Source organism: Dokdonia sp. (assembly GCF_039945015.1).
Taxonomy (GTDB): Bacteria; Bacteroidota; Bacteroidia; order Flavobacteriales; family Flavobacteriaceae; genus Dokdonia.
The window spans coordinates 160,324-177,870 of the sequence record NZ_JBDUXP010000009.1; the positions used below are offsets into that span (position 1 = coordinate 160,324).

General features: G+C 34.8%; 12 protein-coding genes. 10 read left to right on the forward strand and 2 right to left on the reverse strand.

Annotation, left to right across the window (positions count from 1 at the left end):
• The first annotated feature begins 187 nt into the window (after positions 1 to 187).
• The 6 genes from ABJD27_RS08370 (at position 188) to ABJD27_RS08395 (ending at position 9,131) form a co-directional block, all read left to right on the forward strand.
• Positions 188 to 1,651 carry a DUF1800 domain-containing protein gene (locus ABJD27_RS08370; protein ID WP_348172183.1) on the forward strand — a complete coding sequence of 488 codons (1,464 nt, stop codon included), beginning with the start codon at positions 188 to 190 and terminating at the stop codon, positions 1,649 to 1,651.
• Positions 1,652 to 1,659: 8 nt separating this feature from the next.
• Entirely contained in the window at positions 1,660 to 3,318 is a 1,659-nt protein-coding gene (locus ABJD27_RS08375; protein WP_348172180.1) for a DUF1501 domain-containing protein, read from the forward strand.
• Positions 3,319 to 3,450: 132 nt separating this feature from the next.
• On the forward strand, positions 3,451 to 4,335 hold the full coding sequence (locus tag ABJD27_RS08380; protein ID WP_348172178.1) for a DUF488 domain-containing protein: 885 nt from the start codon (positions 3,451 to 3,453) through the stop codon (positions 4,333 to 4,335).
• A 3-nt stretch (positions 4,336 to 4,338) separates the two neighbouring features.
• Positions 4,339 to 5,160 (forward strand): hypothetical protein, encoded by an 822-nt coding sequence (locus ABJD27_RS08385; protein ID WP_348172175.1) that lies wholly within the window; start codon positions 4,339 to 4,341, stop codon positions 5,158 to 5,160.
• Positions 5,161 to 5,458: 298 nt separating this feature from the next.
• Entirely contained in the window at positions 5,459 to 7,540 is a 2,082-nt protein-coding gene (metG, locus tag ABJD27_RS08390) for a methionine--tRNA ligase (RefSeq protein WP_348172172.1), read from the forward strand.
• Positions 7,541 to 7,550: 10 nt separating this feature from the next.
• Positions 7,551 to 9,131: a hypothetical protein gene (locus ABJD27_RS08395; protein ID WP_348172169.1), complete on the forward strand. Its 1,581-nt coding sequence runs from the start codon at positions 7,551 to 7,553 to the stop codon at positions 9,129 to 9,131.
• 11 nt (positions 9,132 to 9,142) lie between these two features.
• Here ABJD27_RS08395 and ABJD27_RS08400 read toward each other — a convergent pair whose 3' ends face one another.
• Positions 9,143 to 10,246 (reverse strand): serine hydrolase, encoded by a 1,104-nt coding sequence (locus ABJD27_RS08400; RefSeq protein ID WP_348172166.1) that lies wholly within the window; start codon positions 10,244 to 10,246, stop codon positions 9,143 to 9,145.
• Positions 10,247 to 10,484: 238 nt separating this feature from the next.
• On the opposite strand from ABJD27_RS08400, the gene ABJD27_RS08405 reads away from it, so the two are divergent.
• From ABJD27_RS08405 to ABJD27_RS08420, 4 genes are all read left to right on the forward strand, one after another.
• Complete coding sequence (locus tag ABJD27_RS08405) at positions 10,485 to 12,602, forward strand: Tex family protein (protein ID WP_348202027.1); 2,118 nt, start codon at positions 10,485 to 10,487, stop codon at positions 12,600 to 12,602.
• 260 nt (positions 12,603 to 12,862) lie between these two features.
• Complete coding sequence (locus ABJD27_RS08410) at positions 12,863 to 14,296, forward strand: hypothetical protein (RefSeq protein ID WP_348174063.1); 1,434 nt, start codon at positions 12,863 to 12,865, stop codon at positions 14,294 to 14,296.
• 3 nt (positions 14,297 to 14,299) lie between these two features.
• On the forward strand, positions 14,300 to 15,202 hold the full coding sequence (locus ABJD27_RS08415; protein WP_348174061.1) for a histone deacetylase: 903 nt from the start codon (positions 14,300 to 14,302) through the stop codon (positions 15,200 to 15,202).
• 59 nt (positions 15,203 to 15,261) lie between these two features.
• On the forward strand, positions 15,262 to 16,410 hold the full coding sequence (locus tag ABJD27_RS08420; RefSeq protein WP_348174059.1) for a lycopene cyclase family protein: 1,149 nt from the start codon (positions 15,262 to 15,264) through the stop codon (positions 16,408 to 16,410).
• Between the two features lie 315 nt (positions 16,411 to 16,725).
• Here the strand turns inward: ABJD27_RS08420 and ABJD27_RS08425 are convergent, their stop codons facing one another.
• Positions 16,726 to 17,484, reverse strand: coding sequence for a TerB family tellurite resistance protein (locus ABJD27_RS08425; RefSeq protein WP_348174058.1), 759 nt, complete (start codon positions 17,482 to 17,484; stop codon positions 16,726 to 16,728).
• Positions 17,485 to 17,547 lie beyond the last annotated feature (63 nt).

Consider the following 17,547-nt stretch of genomic DNA (forward strand, 5'->3'; position numbering starts at 1 on the left):
AAGATACTAAATGAACTTGTTTAAACGTTTTCTTTTAGTGCTAAAGTCTAAAAAGTTTTAGATTCTAAATAAAAAGGAGACACTCGTTTGAGTCATTAAACCTTTTCGTTTTTTAAAAGTCAAAAGTTAACAAATTGCTTGTTTAGAACGATTTGCATACTTTTAAGATAACCAAACCTCACATATTATGGAAATTCTTACTTCATGTAACCTCGCTTCCATTGCTCCTTATGTCCCCGATGCTGGGAATCCTTGGGATATAGCCAAAGTAAAACACGTATACCGACGATTGAATTATGGTGCAACAGATGCTACTTTAAACATTGGTATTATAGGAACGCCTAGCGAACTTATAGATACGCTTGTTCAAGAAGCCATAGATACTCCCAATCCATCGCAACCTGTTTGGGGGTTTTGGAATATAAATAATTATACCGATTTTGAGACTGAGAATCCAGCTCAAATTAATGAGTGGTATGCCCAAACTTCCATTGAATTTATTAATGGGAATTTAAAAAATCGCCTTGCATTTTTCTGGTTTAATCATTTTGTAACGCAAGTAGAGGTATATTTTTATGGACCTTATTTATACCAATATTGGGATTTGATGCATACGTATGCAGTAGGCAATTTTAAAGAATTTGTAAGAGCTGTAGGAACATCTTCTGCCATGTTATTCTTCTTAAATGGGTTTGAAAATACCAACAATAGTCCTAATGAAAATTATGCAAGAGAACTTTACGAACTCTTTACATTAGGCATCAATAATGGATATACACAAACCGATATAGAAGAAACCTCAAGAGCACTTACGGGATATAATCATTTTGGTGGAAATGTCCCTGGAAATCCAATTTCTTTTGATGCCTCTACGTTTGACGATTCTGTAAAAACCATTTTTGAACAAGAAGGTGCTTGGGGATATGATGATGTGATTGATATCCTTTTTGATCAAAAAGCAGATTTAATAGCTCCTTATATCTGTGAGAAATTATACAACTATTTTATAAGTCCTGATACCAATCAGAATATTGTAAATGAAATGGCTGTGACATTTCTCGCTAATGATTTTGAAATAGCTCCTGTATTAGAGCAGTTATTTAAAAGCGAACATTTTTATGATATTGACGCTACAGGGCTTGTTATAAAAAGTCCTTATGATCTCACCACTACTTTTGTAAGAGAAACGGGTTTTCAATATGACAATACAGACGATCAGTTTACAAACTTTATTATTTACCTCAATCAGATTACAGGACAAAATTTATTTCAACCTGTAGATGTTGCTGGATGGCAACGCAATCGAGATTGGATTAATAGTAGTACTCTTGCTGGACGGTGGGAAGGAATGCGCATATTACTGTATAATTTTTGGAATTTTGATGAAGAGCAATTTCGAGATTTTGCTATTAATATGACTGGAAATAGTAATGATCCTGCCATCATTACAAGAACTATTATTGATTTCTTGATGTCTAGACCTCTACATACAGAGGCAGATTATGATATTGCAATCACCGTTTTTAGATGGGAGATTCCGGATAATTATTATGACGATGGCCTTTGGAATCTCAGCTGGGAGTCTGCACCTTATCAAGTGCTTCTCCTTTTGTTTCATATTATCAGAATGCCTGAATTTCAACTTAAATAGCCTTTATTATGTGTGATCACCATAACACTCCCAAAAAAAATAATACACAGAAAAAAGGACAAAAATTATATAAAGGTCCTTCTGCAAAAATCACTGATCATCATCACGATGAAGAACACACTACTTGGAGTAGGCGTTCCTTTATGCAAGCTCTTGGTCTTGTAGGAACAGGCTCTATCATGGTAGGTGGATCTAACTTATCTGCTGCCGCACCTTCTAGGTTAACAACAGCACTTGCAAATGCAGATAGTGATCGCATCTTAGTCTTAATTCGATTAAAAGGAGGGAACGACGGCTTAAATACCATCGTACCTATATACGATTATGACTTTTATGCACAAAGTCGTCCTACGATACGATATCAAGAAAGTGAGCTCTATAATTTATCTCCAGATTTTGGGATTCCTCCGTCTATGGATCCTTTACAGTCTTTATGGGGTAATGGCCAGATGAAAGTAGTACATGGCGTAGGCTATCCTGACCAAAGTTTATCTCATTTTAGAGGATCCGATATTTGGGCTTCTGCACAACCTAATGACGTAGAAGATACAGGTGTTTTTGGTCGTTATTTTGAAGATTTATATCCAGATTTTTTAATTAATCCACCGGATATTCCACCAGCAATCCAGATAGGAAGTAGCGGGAATTTAATTTTTGACGGTGATGAGACTAGGTATGCATTTTCTGTAGCAAACCCACAACAGCTCGAAGATATTGCTGAGAATGGTGTCTTACATGATGTGACAAATATCCCTGATTGTACTTTTGGGGATCAATTGGGATTTATGCGTAGTGTGATCAATACTTCTTTTACTTACGCAGGTACTATAAACGAAGCGTATGAAAATGCCTCTAATGCAGTTGAGTATGGTGCAGGACAACTAGCAAGACAACTGGCAATTGTCGCTAGAATGATCAAAGGAGGATTAGGTACACAAGTGTATCTAGTTACCTTAGGTAGTTTTGATACACATGCCAATCAATTAGAAGATCACGGACAATTACTCGAGGATCTCTCTGTTTCTGTAAAGAACTTTTATGATGATCTCAATAGTACTGGGATGGGTGAAAACGTATTGTCTATGACCTTTTCTGAGTTTGGACGTCGTATTGAAGAAAATGGGTCTAACGGAACCGATCACGGAACAGCTTCTCCAATATTGATGTTTGGAGATGGTCTGAACGATCAAGGTTTTGTAGGCACACATCCAGACATTCAAAATCCAGACACGACAGGAAACCCTTCCTTTACCACCGATTTTAGAAGTGTATATGCAACAGTACTAAAACAATGGCTTTGTATAGATGAAAGTCTTGTAGATCAAATCCTTTTTGGGCAAACATTTGACCCACTTGATTTAGGATTTAGTTGTGATTCTTTAGGGATTTCTGATTTTGCAACTTCTGGTGGTTTCCAACATCTTGCTACCTATCAAGGAAAAGAAACGTTTATAGAATTTACGATGCCTACGACCGCAAGAGTCACCGTCTCTTTATTTAATTTATTAGGACAAGAAGTAGGCAAACTTAAAGACGAGTTTATACTAGAAGGACCGCAACGCCTTAATGTCAAACAATCAATACGTACCCGTTTACGCATAGGACAATATATCTATCGGATTTCTTTTAATGGGAAGAGTTATAGTAAGTCTATTTTGGTGAGGTGATAGGGTAAATCGTATTGTTTATGCTTTCGCGAAAGCGTAAACATCATCTATTTAGATAAAATATTGGATTCATTACAAGTTTACAAGTATAAATAAATTATTAAATTCATTTATTATCAATAGTTTTGCAAAATGTTTTATAGAAGAAAATTAGTGTTTGCATTATTAGAAAAAATTGAAGGAGATCTCGAGAGGACTCGAATTCAGAAACTAATTTTTTTACTTACTCAAAAACAAGCTAAATCATCTTACGATTTTGTGCCATATAAATTTGGATGCTATTCCTATTCTTTAAAAGCAGACTTAAATGCAATGATTAAAAGGGAATGGTTAATAGATAATGAAAATCATTATACTTTACTCACTAAAAAAAAGTATTATGATGAACTTACCCTTATAGATAAAAAGATTGTCAACGAGACAGTAGAGTTATACGGTGAAATGCGAACAGATATAATTACTAAACACACTTATTTAAATCATCCATATTACGCGATAAATAGTATAATAGCAAAAGATATTTTGCCTAAAAAATATTATGATCGTATTATCAATTCCAAACCAAAAAACACGGACACTGTTCTTTTTACTATTGGATATGAAGGTATTTCATTAGAAGAGTATTTAAATCGTTTAATTAAAAATGATATTAAGTTATTAGTAGATGTAAGACGCAATCCTTTAAGTCAAAAATATGGATTTAGTAAAAAATTACTAAAAGGCTTTTGTGAGAAGTTAAACATAAATTATTTACATATACCTGAGGTAGGTATAGATTCAAGTAAACGTAGATCTTTAAATACTCAAGATGATTATGATTTATTGTTTGATGACTACAAACAAACCATTTTAAACGAAACTACTGACAGTCAAAATCTAATTCTAAAATTACTTAAAGACCACAAGAGAATTGCCTTAACCTGTTTTGAGTCAGATATTTGTCAATGTCACAGAACACATCTTGCTGAAAAAATAAAAAATTCCCCTACATTTAGATATGAATTACAACATATCTAATTTATGGCAACCACCAAAGTACTTATTACAGTAAAAACATACCCTACAATTTCGAGTAAATATGATGAATTAGTCTGTACCGCAGGGCTTTTAGAAGATGGTTCGTGGATTAGAATTTATCCAATACCTTTTAGAAAGAAAGACTATGAGCAACAGTATAGTAAATATGATTGGATTGAAATTGATCTAGTTAATAATAAAAGTGATTTTCGACCAGAAAGTTATCGCCCTTACTCTGCAAAGACGAAGATAGCCATTATAGATAAAATTAATACAGATCATAATTGGCAAGCCCGTAAGGATATAGTTTTACAAAACGTACACTATGATCTTGCTTCTCTTATATTAGATGCGCATAATAAAGAAAAATGCACTTCACTAGCTACATATAAACCTAAAGAGATTATTGACTTTGTTGCAGAACCTGTTTCAAGAAAATGGGACCAAAAGAAAATTGCTAAATTAAAAGCATCAAGAGAGCAAGGAAATCTTTTTGAACACCCGGAAGACCCTTTTGACGTAGTAGATAAATTACCATATAAGTTTTCTTATGTATTTCTAGACAAAGATGGAAAACAACGAAAGATGATGATTGAAGATTGGGAAACTGGAGCTCTATATTGGAGACAACTTGCAAAATATGAGGGAAACGAGGAAAAAGCTGTTTCCGACGTTATTAAGAAATATCTTAATGATTTTGCAAAAACAAAAGATTTATATTTTTTCTTAGGGACAACACAATTACATCACTATAGATCTCATAATCCTTTTGTTATCATAGGTACATTTACACCTAAAATTGACATTCAAACTAAGTTATTTTAGTGTTTTTTTTCGCGAAAGCGTAAACATCATCATTCAACTAACTCAAAAAGCATCTCTATTAGGTTGTGATTGGGGGGGTTGATTATAGGATTCTAATGTAGAAGATTGGTTATAAATCCTCTGGAGGGTTTAAATAAAACACCACATATAAACTCTTATATTCAATGCTGCATATCCTAACAGGAACTGGTGTTTTTGGACTATTTATAGTTGAATTACTCATAATTTGCTTTTGAGTCTCTTAATGGTGCTTCACCTTTCTTAAATTCCCTATTTTTGTGCCTTTAAATCATACTTAATGTCTCAAAGATATACTATTACCGCCGCTTTACCTTATACAAATGGACCTCTTCATATAGGCCACCTTGCAGGAGTTTATGTTCCTGCAGATATTTATGCACGTTACCTCCGTATGCAAGGAGCCGATGTTGCTTTTGTATGCGGAAGCGATGAGCATGGTGTACCTATCACAATCAAAGCAAAAAAAGAAGGCATTACACCACAAGATGTAGTCGATAAATATCATGCCATTATCAAGCAATCATTTCTTGATTTTGGGATTACATTTGACAATTACTCACGTACTTCTGCTCCGATTCATCATGAGACAGCATCCGATTTTTTTAAGACGATGTATGATAAAGGGAAGTTCCTTGAAGAAACCAATGCACAATTATACGATGCAGAAGCAAATCAGTTTCTAGCCGATCGTTTTGTGACAGGAACCTGCCCTAAATGTGGTTTTGAAGAAGCCTATGGCGATCAATGTGAAAACTGTGGAACGTCACATAATGCCACCGATTTAATCAATCCTAAAAGTGCGATTTCTGGAGCAGTGCCAAGTCTTAAAGAAACCAAACACTGGTTTTTACCGCTTGATCAATATGATGCATTCTTTAGAGAATGGATTTTAAAAGGACATAAAAAAGATTGGAAATCTAACGTATACGGACAATGTAAATCATGGATTGACGATGGGTTACGCCCTCGCGCCGTGACACGTGATCTAGATTGGGGAATCCCTGTTCCTGTTGAGGGAGCCGATGGGAAAGTACTCTATGTTTGGTTTGATGCACCTATCGGATATATCTCTGCGACCAAAGAATGGGCAGCAAGAGAAGGAAAAGAATGGGAACCGTATTGGAAAGATGAAAACACAAAATTAGTTCACTTTATTGGGAAGGATAATATTGTATTTCACTGTATTATTTTCCCAGCAATGCTTAAAGGTCATGGTGATTATATCTTACCAGAAAATGTGCCAGCCAATGAGTTTTTAAACCTAGAAGGTCGTAAGCTTTCTACTTCAAAAAATTGGGCGGTTTGGTTACACGAGTATCTAGAAGATTTTCCTGATAAGCAAGATGTATTGCGCTATGTATTAACAGCAAATGCGCCCGAAGGAAAAGACAATGACTTTACGTGGAAGGATTTCCAACAACGTAATAATAGCGAACTCGTAGCCACTTTTGGTAATTTTATAAACCGTGTCACTGTACTTACACATAAGTATTATGACGGTGTCGTTCCTAAAATTAGTGCTCTTTCTGAGATAGATCGCAAGACACTTGGAGAAATGGCCGCATATCCACAAGTTATAGGAAATAGTATTGAAAAATATCGTTTTCGCGAAGCTCAGAACCTCCTTATGAACCTTGCTCGTCTTGGAAACAAATACTTAGCAGATGAAGAGCCTTGGAAAACGATCAAAACAGACGAAGAGCGTACCAAAACAGTAATGTGTGTTGCTCTTCAAATTGCAGCAACACTCGCAGGATTATGTGAGCCATTCTTACCGCATACTAGTACTAAACTGAAAAAAATACTTAATCTGAGTAGTGACTTAAATCTATACAGAAGACCTGAGAAAAAGCATAATACCCCTTCTAAACATGAAATAGATGCTACTATATTACCTGGACACATCATCAATACATCAGAACTCCTCTTCTCAAAGATAGAAGATGCGGAGATCCAAAAACAATTAGATAAATTGGAAGCAAGTAGAAAAGCAAATGAAGCTGAGAATGCTGTGGCCGAGCCTCAAAAAGAGACCATAGGTTTTGACGATTTTACAAAAATCGATATGCGTGTGGGTACTATTACTGAGGCAGAAAAAGTTCCTAAAACCAAAAAGCTCATGAAGCTTACGGTAGACACCGGTATTGATACACGTACAATTGTTTCTGGAATTGCTGAGAGCTTTACTGCAGAGGAAATCATAGGTAAAAAAGTAACCGTATTGGTAAATCTAGCGCCTCGTGCTTTACGTGGTGTTGAGAGCCAAGGAATGATCCTAATGACAGAAGATACCAATGGAAAACTAGTTTTCTTAAACCCAGATACGGATGGAGTAAAGAACGGGGAAACGATAAATTAATATGTAATAAATGAAAAGATATATTTATTTCTTAATGATCACACTAAGCACTATGCTTAGTGCCCAAGAATCTGCTGATCTAAATATATCTATGATTGAAAGTGAGGTTTTCAAATCTCAACATAAAAAAGCTGATCTTAATGCACGCCATAGTGATAATGCAGGAGGTGGGTATTTACTTTTAAATAACTATTCTGATGAAGTAGATTACATTGTTCAGCATATAAATAGTGATCTACAGATAGATACTGAGAAAACATTTTCTTTTGATAAAGAACGTATTATGTCCAGTTTTTTAATTGACGATACGTTTTACTTTATCACAAATGTCATAAATAAGGATACGCGCAAACTTGAGTTTAGAAGCTATTATACAAGTGACTATGCAAAAACGTTTGATCAAAAATTATTTTTAGAAATTCCCATTGAAGATTTAGAAATCAAAATAGGGTTTTCAAAACTTGTTGATTTTCTAGTTCCATCATTCAAAATAGATAATGTAGATAAGGATCGTAATGGTTTTATTTCATTTTCGGAAAACAAAAACTTTTTTGCTATTAGCTTTGATAAGCCTGAAACGAAAACAGACGAGCATTTAATCTTTGTTTTTGATAAAAAATTTCAGCTTATACACGAATTAGCTATAGATAGTGGAGAGGCAAGAGATGAGAAATATAACTTTGTAGATATGGAGGTTTCTGATCTAGATGGAACCGTATATTATTTATCAAAAGTAACCACGAAGAAAAACTTTTTTGGTATTCGTAAATATGAATTTGAAATTCTAAAAATAAATCAACAATCTACACAAGCATTCACTTTTAAAAAAGAAGGGATCTCTTATGGTTCTTTACGATTAAGAATTGACAAACTCGACAATAGTCTTAAAGCGATAGGTACCTATTCTGAAATCTCAGATTATTATGATAAAGGAATTGTAATGGTTTCTTTTGATCCTATAAATCTTGAGGAATATACAACAAGCTTATCTCCTTTTTCTGATGACTTGATTGCTCAGAAATACGGCAATTCTAAAAAAAAGGAATTAAGACAATACTTTATTAGAGATATTGTTCAAAAGGACAATGGAGATTTTATTTTTATAAGTGAAGAACTAAAAGTAATAGATAGAAGCAACGAGTACGGACACGTAAGCAGTCCTTTTTATTTTCAGTTTAAAGATATATTGGTTGCTGAAGTTTCAAATGAAGGCGCAATTAATTGGGTGAAGAATATTAATAAGCATCAAGAAATATTAAATTTAGCATACCTCCCTATGGCATCTTTTTCTGGTATTGTGCGTAATGATGAAATCTATCTTTTCTTTAATGCCAAAAAAATATTGAATAAGAAAAACAAACCAAATGTGTTCTTCTCTTCTTCAGTATCTCCTTCTCGTCAATACATTGTAAAGTTGGACAATACTGGTAAAATGACGTATCAGGAACATACAACAGATAAGCCTAAAATGTTGTACGCTACTGGAGAGGCTATCTTTTCATCAGAAAATAATACTACGCATTTGATCATTACAGCATCTTCTTTAAATAAAAGAAAGTTTTTAAAAATCAATTTATTGGAAAGTAACTAATCCAATCTTTCTCACTCCTGCAATACCTCTTTAATTCGAGAGATAAACACATTATTACTCGTCCATGACTTTCCAAGACGTACAATGATTAAATCTTCACTAGGAGAGATATACACTTGTTGCCCTAAGATTCCTAAAGCATAAAAGTCCTCTGCACAATCTTTACTATACCATTGGTATTGATAACAGTCGTTTTCTTTATTGGGAGTGGTTAGTTTTTCTACCCATTGTTTCGATACGATTTGCTTTCCATTGTATTCTCCTTTATGAATCATTAATCGAGCAATTTTAGCAAGGTCAATAGCGGTAGTATTTAGACAACAAAATGCTTTGGTATTCTTATTCTTCTCATCGTCATAACTCCAGGTGGCTGGATTTTCCATTTCTAGCGGAATCCACAATTTGGCTTCTAAGTATTTACCCAGTCGCATTCCCGTAACACGTTCTATAGCAATTCCTAGAAGTGTTGTACATACACTTTGATATTCATGATGCGTTCCAGGTTCATAATTAAATTCCATATTAGAAATTTGCTTGAGTTGTTGTTTCCCATAATATAAACGGCTTACTTCATCAAAAGGACTACTATAGGTCTCGCTAAATGCTAATCCTGATCGCATGTCAAGTAAATGCTCTAAAGTCAGTTTTTTAAACAACGGATCTGCTTCATTAAGCTCTGGAATATATTTGGTAATAGGATCATGTATACTTTCTAGCTTTCCCTCTTCTATCGCAATACCAACGAGAAGAGATGTCACCGACTTAGATACCGAAAAGATATTAGAAATAGAATCTCTTTTATACCCTTCATAATACTTCTCAAATACAATAGCATCGTTTTTGATCACAAGAAATGCAGTCGTTTCTGAGTAGTCATCTAGAATTTTATCCATCACAAATCGATTTCCATTTGCAGAAAAAACAAGCGTATCTAGTATTTTTGCAGCATTAGTGTTACTTCCATCTTCAAAATAGAAGGTGTTCTCTCCAATGTTTACTTCTGTATATGGGAATATTTTGTGATCATCTATATCGGCTTTATAATATCTAATCATACGTCCATAATGACAGGATTGTAAACAGATAATTAAGAGTAAAAATGTTATATTTTTCATTGTTCGTTTAGTATTAATGCTACACAAACATATTTTCTTTCTGGTGTGTAAACGTATTATTTAGGGCTATTGTGGCGAAATGACATCTATTTGTGGTGAGTTGTAATACACTTTATAGAAAGCATCCGAGTTTACATTTGGTTTCTATAGATAAGCCTTTAGAAAAGCTACGTTGAAGTAGTAATATACACCAGTATTTTTAATTACTTTTGACTATATTCATCTAAAGAAAGATTCCTTGTTACAATATATACAGAAACACACACAACTTCCTGAAGTTGGTATAAAAAATACGCTCAAACTCTTAACCGAAGATTGTACGCTTCCTTTTATTGCACGCTATCGTAAAGAAGCTACAGGTAACCTAGATGAAGTAGAGATTGAACAGATCATCACTTTTAAAGATCAATTTGAAACACTTGAAAAGCGTAAAACTACCATCTTAAAAGCATTAGACGAACAAGGCATTTTAACAGATGAGTTAAAATCAAAAGTGACTACCTCCCAAGACTTAACAACACTAGAAGATCTATACCTCCCATACAAGAAGAAACGTAAGACCAAAGCAGAAACAGCGCGTAAAAATGGATTAGAACCACTCGCCAAAATGATCATGAGTCAGAATGCTCGTGACATAGAAGGGCTTGCGCAACGCTATACAAATAATGAAGTTCCATCTTTTGAAGATGCCCTAGAAGGAGCACGTCATATCATTGCCGAGTGGATCAATGAACGTGTTGATATACGTAATAACATACGCTATCAATTAGAGCGTTTTGCAACCATCGAGACCAAAGTCATCAAGACCAAAGAAAGTGATGAAAAAGCGCAAAAATTTAGAGATTATTTTAATTGGTCAGAATCTTTAAATAGATGCCCATCACATCGATTACTTGCTATTTTACGTGCAGAAAAAGAAGGGTATATCCGTGTTAAAATCGAGATCGATCATGAGCGTGCACTTAACAAGATAGAGGATCGAATCATACGTTCTCAAAATGAATGTGCAACACAAATAAAACGTGCCATCGCAGACGGATACAAACGGTTACTCTTTCCTGCATTATCTAATGAAGCATTATCTACTGCCAAAAAGAAAGCAGATGAAACGGCCATTCAAGTCTTTGCAAAAAACTTAAAACAACTTCTTCTTGGTTCACCTCTTGGAGAAAAACGGATTCTTGCGATAGACCCTGGATTTAGAACAGGTTGTAAAGTGGTTTGTCTGGATGCACAAGGCGCTTTATTACACAACGAAACCATATATCCACACGCACCCAAAAATGATGACAAAGGAGCCATTAAGAAAATAAGTTCGCTCACTGATGCTTATAAAATAGAGGCTATTGCGATAGGGAATGGAACCGCTTCACGCGAAACCGAACGCCTTATAAAACGCATTCATTTTAAAAACGAATTACAAGTATTTGTAGTGAGTGAAGCTGGTGCTTCTATTTACTCTGCCTCTAAAATTGCCCGAGATGAATTCCCAAATTATGATGTAACCGTTCGTGGTGCTGTCTCCATAGGAAGACGTCTCGCAGATCCGCTGGCTGAGCTTGTAAAGATTGATGCCAAGTCTATTGGTGTAGGTCAATACCAGCATGATGTAGATCAGACGGCGCTTAAAAATAGTTTGGATCGTGTTGTAGAAACCTGTGTAAATAATGTGGGGGTTAATGTGAATACGGCAAGTGCTTCGTTACTAAGTTATGTGTCAGGTATTGGTCCAAAACTAGCAGAAGGTGTGGTACGCTTTCGCGAAAGCGAAGGCCCCTTTACTTCAAGAGTCGCCATAAAAAAAGTGCCTCGTCTAGGTGGAAAAGCCTTTGAGCAAGCTGCAGGTTTTCTTAGAATTAAAGGTGCTAGTAACCCGCTGGATGACTCATCGGTGCATCCTGAACGGTATAAACTTATAGAGAAAATAGCCAAAGATCAAAAAACGGCCATCTCAGAAATGATAGGGAATAGTTCGCTCTTAAAAGCTATTGATCTACAAAAATATGTCACTGAAGAAGTTGGACTTCCTACGCTTACAGATATCATTAAAGAACTCGAAAAACCTGGACTTGACATACGAGAGAAGGCAAAAGTGTTTACCTTTAATCAAAATATCAGAACAATAGAAGATTTACAAGCAGGACAACTATTGCCAGGCATTGTAAATAATGTCACCAACTTTGGATGTTTTGTAGATATTGGAATTAAAGAAAGTGGGCTCATTCATATTTCAAATCTCGCTGATGGTTTTGTGTCTGATGTATCGGCACATGTGAGTTTACAACAACAAATCATTGTCAAAGTCCTCGAGGTTGATATTTCGCGAAAGCGTATTCAGCTTAAACTACATAAATAGCAATGTTAAGCCTCATAAAATAACATGGGAAAACCACGAAGAAGATATGTAGCAAAAGGAGTTCCAGGCGGGTGGCGCATCTGGAACAACTTGAGCAGGAAATGGTGGGGACAATTATATGAAAGACAACCCGATGAACTTATTGAAGAGTTAAATGGTGAGAGGCGACCTGAGGTCATCGTCATGCTCACTCGAAGATTTCAAAAGGACAAAAGATAATAACAGAAAAGAAAGCCTAACAAAGTATAATATCATAGTTTATGAAAGTATTCACTTTATTGTTTTTATTTCTTGTCTCCTTTTCGGGTATAGCACAAGAGCCTTTTTTAAGTTTTGAACACTATTTAAAAACTAGTAAGAAAGTAACGCAGCTTTTTTCGGCTGTATTTCCAGAAAATAATACTTTTCTAGTTTTTGTAGAGGACAAAAAGCAACTAGCGGTCTACTCTTTTGATCAATCAGGACGGGAAATCAGTGAAGGGTTTACGTTGCCAAAATTTGCCAAAGAATACCCTAATATAGGAGGGTACACTTATCAAAATGATGCTTATACTTTATATTTATCTACCGAAAATAAAGAAGATTGGGCTTTAATAACTCTTGATTTTAAAAAGAAATCATTTGACCTCCAAGAAGTCTCTCCAGAAATAAACCAAAACCGAATATTAGAGTCTCTCACCTATAATGGAAAGCATTATTTATTTACAGTAAAACGTGATACCTCCATTGTAGAGTTATTTGTTTTGGACTCAAAAGGAAGTATTACAACACAATTATTTTCTTTTGAAGATGCTCATTTTGAGGTTGGGAAAAGCACCAAAAACCTATACGGCTTATTGAATGGAGTCTATGCAAAAGATGTTACTACGCTAGATAATAATTCTCCCAATGCTCTAGAAACTTCGAAGCCTAAAAATAAGTTTTACCAAGAAGATCATCTGATTGCATTTACTATTGACGTAACTAAAAATAATACGTACTATCTACAATTTGATTTAGAAAATAATACTACAGATTATCAAGCAATTTCAAAAAAAACATTTGAAAAAAAAATACTTCGTACTGAGTCTAATTCTTTTATGTTTGATAATAAACTTTTTGTATTAAAAGCATCTTCAGAAGAAATGGATTTTTCTATACACAACTTAAATGCTACAGAAAAGTCCACTTCTTTTTCTGCACAACAAGGAACACCTATTGATTTTAAGAACACTCCTATTATTCAAGAAGGAGGAGGGTTTAAATCATATCGAGAACTTGAAAAGACCTCTAAGTTTTTACGTAAGGTATCTTTATCAGACGCTGCTATTTCTGTTTTTAAAGAAAATGACAACTATATTATCACCTTGGGAGGCACCAAAGAAGTGGCAAAAGGAGGTCCTCCTGTTTATATATACGGAGCTGGGCTTACAGGTGCTGTTATAGGAGGAATCATGTCAGGCATCGCAAATGCTACCTATTACCAATATAATGCTTACACCTATACAAAAAGTGCACGATTTCAAATGGTGCTTGATGAATCATTAAATTTTGTGCCCGATATAGAAGTCCCTCTCAACTCATTTGATAACATAAAAGAATTTACACAGGATACCCCAGAAACAGTAATACAAACTGTTTTTAAATTCTCAGATACTTTTATATGGGGGGCATTAAATGCTAAAAACAATAAGATTAATTTCTTTAAATTTTAGACAGTGCTCAAAATTGCATACCATTCTATTTACAAACATCACCTTCCCGATGGACATCGCTTTCCTATGGCAAAGTATGATTTACTCCCTCGCCAACTCATACATGAGGGGACGTGTACAGAAGCTAATTTTTTTGAACCTGGAATCATAGATGATACACACGTACTACGATGTCATACCCAAGAATATCTTACCAATCTTAAGGCAATAGCTATTGAGCGTCGAGAAGCTCGGAAAATAGGGTTTCCACTATCTAAAGAATTGGTACAACGAGAACAGATCATTGCACAAGGCACTATAGATGGATGTCATTACGCACTTGAATATGGTATTGCTATGAATGTTGCCGGAGGTACCCATCATGCTTATACAGATCACGGAGAAGCTTTTTGTATGCTTAATGACCAAGCCATCGGAGCTAGATATTTGCAATCTCAAGGGCTTGCAAAGAAAATACTCATTATAGATCTCGATGTACATCAAGGCAATGGTACGGCTGAGATTTTTCAAAATGATCCTACTGTATTTACATTCTCTATGCATGGTGAGGCAAATTATCCCTTTAAAAAAGAAACATCAGACCTTGATATTGCACTTGAAACTGATACTACTGACGCGCAGTACCTCACGGCTTTAAAAGAAGCATTCCCAACGCTCATTGAACAACAACAACCAGACTTTATTTTTTACCTCTCTGGCGTTGACATTTTGGCTAGTGACAAATTAGGGAAGCTAGGGTGCAGTATTCAAGGGTGCAAAGAAAGAGATCGATATGTCCTACAAACTTGTAAAGACGCAAATATCCCTGTACAATGTAGTATGGGAGGCGGTTATTCTCCAGATATCAAAATCATTATAGATGCACACGCAAATACCTTTAGACTCGCTCAGGATATTTACTTTTAAGTCTCTTTCGCTTTAAGAAAAAAGGTTTAGAGGTGAGGGAAAATACGTAACTTCGTAGGGTGCAAACTCACTACGATTATATCTTTTTAGGTGGCGGTCTTTCTGGACTTACACTAGCATACAGAATGTCTCAAGATGCTTTCTTTAATTCAAAATCAATACTGATTATTGATGCTTCTCAAAAAAATAAAAATGATCGTACGTGGTGTTTCTGGGAGACACAGTCAGATATTTTTGAAAGCATTGTTTCTCATCGTTGGTCTACAATAGGGTTTAAAAGCCCTGTGTTTTCAGATGAAATTAATATACAACCTTATCAATACAAAAAAATTGAAGGGAAAGATTTTTACGCTTTCGCGAAAGCGGAATTAGAAAAACACCCACATATTTCTTTCCTACAAGAAACCGTACTCTCTGTAGAAAATCAATCGAATCAAGTTGTCATAACAACAGATCACCAAAAGCTTTCAGGATCAAAAGTATTTAATAGTATTCTAAATTCTGAATTACTTGAATCACAATCACAACATCAATATTTAAAACAACATTTTATCGGTTGGTTTATTAAAACGGAAACACCAGTCTTTGATCCAGATACTGCCACCTTTATGGATTTTACAGTGCCACAAAAAGGGAATTGTAGGTTTATGTATGTGTTGCCTACCTCTACTACCGAAGCCTTGTTTGAGTACACCTTATTTTCTAAAGACCTGCTTGAAGAGCAAGAATATGAAATAGCGATTGCAGCATATTTATCTAATAAAGATATATTGCAATATAGCATTGAAAGTAAAGAAAAAGGAAGTATTCCAATGTCTTCCTATCGTTTTGACAAGCATAACACCAAGAACATCATTCATATAGGAAGTGCAGGAGGATGGACCAAAGCAAGTACAGGATTTACATTTAAACATACCCTTAAAAAGACAGCGGCTCTCATTGATTTTCTAAAAACAGAACAAGATTTCCGTAGGTTTTCAAAACGCACACGTTTCTGGTGGTATGATTTATTATTGGTAGATGTGTTGTATCGTAAAAATTATCTTGGGGCTCCTATTTTTGGGGAGATGTTTAAAAACAATCCTACGGATCGCATTTTTAAATTTCTAGATGATGAGTCTACACTTAAAGAAGAATTACAAATTATTTGGAGTCTACCTAAGAAAGAATTTATCAAAGCTGTTTTTAGTAGATTATTTAAACTATAAAACTGTTTTAAGATACAGGCTCTTTTCCTTTTATCAATTTATGATATACAAATATCCCAATAAACGAAATTGTCCAAAAACAAATTGAAATAAGAACTAGATAAATCAACCAATAGTACAGCAATATTGCAATAGATTCTATCCCATACTCTTTGATATGGGCATAACGATCTATTACCACATAAATCCAGTATCCAATTGTAAAAACTAGTATTGTATATTTAAAAACGATACATGTTTTTCTTATCGAGTCTCTCATATAAAGGATATTTTAGAGAGATCTCTCATTTAGAGAAAGGATGTAAGTAAAGGAATCTAAATCCCTCGTTCTTTCTGAATAGTCTCATAGGCTTCTTGGACTTTTCTAAATTTATCTTCTGCTCCTTTTTGATAGGCCTCATCCATATGTTGTAGTTTATCAGGATGGTATTTTTTTGCCATCGTACGAAATGCTTTCTTCACTTGGTCATTAGTGGCTGTTTTTTCTATCTCAAGAATTTTGTAAGCACTATCTGCATTTTTAAAGAACATGGCCTTGATACTCTCAAAATCTTGATGATTTACACCAAAATATCCTGCAATTTGTGACATTACATTTACTTCTGACTCGCTTACTTGGCCATCGGCTTGTGCAATTCCAAATAGAAAGTGTAAAATTTGTAATCGCACTTCATAACGTGTACGTTTATTAAGATAAGAGCAGATACGTGATGCCGAAATTTCTCGATTTTTAATCACATCGTTAAATGTTTTGAACGTTGCATTGGCACGTTCTTTTCCATAAGCTCGTACAAAATACTGGCGCGCATAATCTAGTTCACTTTGGCTCACTTTTCCATCGGCTTTTATGACAATAGAAGCCAGTGACAATAAGTTTAATTCAAAATCTCCAGGAGAAACAGACTCACGTGTCGCTTGTTCAAAAACATCTTTAAAACCTCTACGTTGTCCTCCTCCATTTTTATTTGGGGAAAGCATACTATCTGCAACACTTCCTAATCCATACCCAATAAGAGCACCAAAAAAACCTCTTCCTATTAACCAGCCCAGAACTGCGCCTATATATTTAATCATCTATATTTCTTATTACTAACAGAACCACAAAAATAAGGGTTCTAGTATATATGACGTAGATAT